Source organism: bacterium (Candidatus Blackallbacteria) CG13_big_fil_rev_8_21_14_2_50_49_14, from assembly GCA_002783405.1.
In the GTDB taxonomy this organism is placed as follows: Bacteria; Cyanobacteriota; Sericytochromatia; order UBA7694; family UBA7694.
Window position 1 is genome coordinate 74,629 of record PFGG01000047.1, and the last position, 2,122, is coordinate 76,750.

Below are 2,122 nucleotides of genomic sequence, written 5' to 3' on the forward strand. Positions count from 1 at the left end.
AACGTGAACAGCGCTTTCTGTGTCAGTTTGGCGTAACGCTCAAAAAGTTCTTTCCCCGTTTTCAGGACTGGCTTGAAGACATTTCAGACCCTCGCCAAGAGGCAAAATGCAGTTATTCGTTGGATGCTTTGCTTTGGTTGAGTCTCCTGGCGATGCTCTCAGGGCAGGAGTCACGTAACCAATTCAACGAAAATCTATTCACCCAGGAAACCAAAGCCATTCTCGAACATATGTTGGGGCTCAATTTGCCCAGTATTCCCCATGGCGATACCTTGGCCCATCTCTGGAAAAAACTGCCTCCAGAGGCACTGGAAAAACTGCGTTTGGCAATGATTCACAGGCTCTTACGCAGTCGATGTTTGGAGCGGTTTCGCTACGGCAAAAGATATATTTTGGCTCTTGATGGGACTGAGATTTACCGCTGGAAAGAGCGGCACTGCAAACATTGCCTCTTTTCTGCCTGTGGCCCTGAGAAAGAGCTTCAGTTCTACCACCGGGTGTTGGAGATAAAACTGATCTCTCAAGATGGTTTTGCCATTTCATTGCTTTCAGAGTTCATTGAAAATGAGGGGGGCAAGCCTGATGAGAAGCAAGACTGCGAATTAAAGGCTGCCTATCGTCTCTTGGGACGCTTAAAAAAGCATTTTCCACAGCTCAAGGTTATTTTGCTCGCCGATGGGCTTTATCCAAAAGGCCCAGTCTTCAGGCTCTGTGAGGATGCTCAGTGGAAATATCTCTTTGTGTTGCAAGATAAAGTTTTATGCTCCGTCTGGGAAGATTTTGAGGCGTTAACCTTCATGCCATTGAATGCTTTGGGCGTCAAAGACAAAGACCCGCTTAAATGGATTGAAAACAAGCTGTACCGCTGGGTGAACCATCTTTCCTACCAGGGTGAAAACTTTGACGGCCAAGTCAATGTCATGGATATTCTCAAAGCTGACGAAACCGGCGAATTACAGCGCAGTCGGGGATATATTACCAATCTAAAACTCTCCGAGGACAAACTTCTGAAGATTGAAAATCTGGCACAACAACGCTGGAAAGTCGAGAACCAGGGTTTTGACGTTCAAAAACGGCATGGTTATGCCTTGGAGCATGTCTGGTGCCGTGATAGCAATGCGATAAAAGTGGTTTATCTCTTGATCCAGATGGCCCATTTGCTCAACCAACTCATGATTCGAGCTGATCTGCTTGAATTGAAGCTTGAGAAACTGAGCTTAAAGTCTTTTTTCAAACTCTTTTTACAGGCCCTGACACAATCTTGGACACAAAAACTCCAGCAAAATTGGGAGGCTGTCAAAAACAGGCAATTTCAATGGCGGGACAGTTCTTAAATGTTCTTAGATGAAAGGAGGTGATGATTCCCTTTACAGGGCTTGGCCCTAAACATTCTCAGAGGATTTCTGGCTCGATCCAGCTCTATGATGGTGCCTACTTTTTCCTGTACAGACCCTGCTCTATGCCTCTGTTCTTGCTTTTCTCAACTGAACTCAAAAATTCAGTCTTTCATTCTGAAGCACTGTAAGACGGTCATTGAATTTGATATGTATTGAGCGTTTTTAGTATAATGGTTTAGAGGTTCAGCCCCATGATTCAAGATAAGCAATTACTCGATGAGTTCCATGCTTTGCCACCTGACAAACAGGCTGAGGTCATCGATTTTATTGGCTATTTAAGAAGCAAAACGCTCCGCTCAACAAATCAACAAGCCTCAAGAGGTTCATATGGTTCCTTGAAAGGTACTTTTCAGATGGCTGAAGATTTTAATGAGCCCCTGGAAGACTTTCGAGATTACATGGAATGAAGTATCTACTGGATACTCATACTCTGATTTGGAATTTTGAAGCCGATCCCAATTTACCCATTCATCAGATCTTGCACAGGAGACTCTGGCATTCATGCCGGAGAGGCAGAGCGCATCCGGTGTAAGCTGGACGAGTCTTTCCCGCACTCTTTTTCCATGTGTATTTTGTTGAATACTTAGATGATATCATATGAATATGATTATTCAGCGAACTATTAAACTTAGATTGCATCCAGCACCTGAGCAATCGTCTATTCTGACTCAAGCTATTCAGGCCTATACAGACTCTTTTAACCAAGTTTCTGCTTATGGTTGGAC

Annotated in this window: 2 protein-coding genes; both read left to right on the forward strand. The window is 44.1% G+C overall.

The features are described 5' to 3' along the window. Nucleotides 1-119: 119 nt before the first annotated feature. Nucleotides 120-1,334, forward strand: coding sequence for a hypothetical protein (locus COW20_11590; protein PIW47809.1), 1,215 nt, complete (start codon nucleotides 120-122; stop codon nucleotides 1,332-1,334). 254 nt (nucleotides 1,335-1,588) lie between these two features. After that, nucleotides 1,589-1,804 (forward strand): hypothetical protein, encoded by a 216-nt coding sequence (locus tag COW20_11595; protein ID PIW47810.1) that lies wholly within the window; start codon nucleotides 1,589-1,591, stop codon nucleotides 1,802-1,804. The last annotated feature ends 318 nt before the right edge of the window (nucleotides 1,805-2,122 follow it).

Coding starts and splice junctions, on each gene's coding strand:
- COW20_11595 (PIW47810.1), top strand. CDS start 1,589: ATGATTCAAGATAAGCAATTACTCGATGAGTTCCATGCTTTGCCACCT.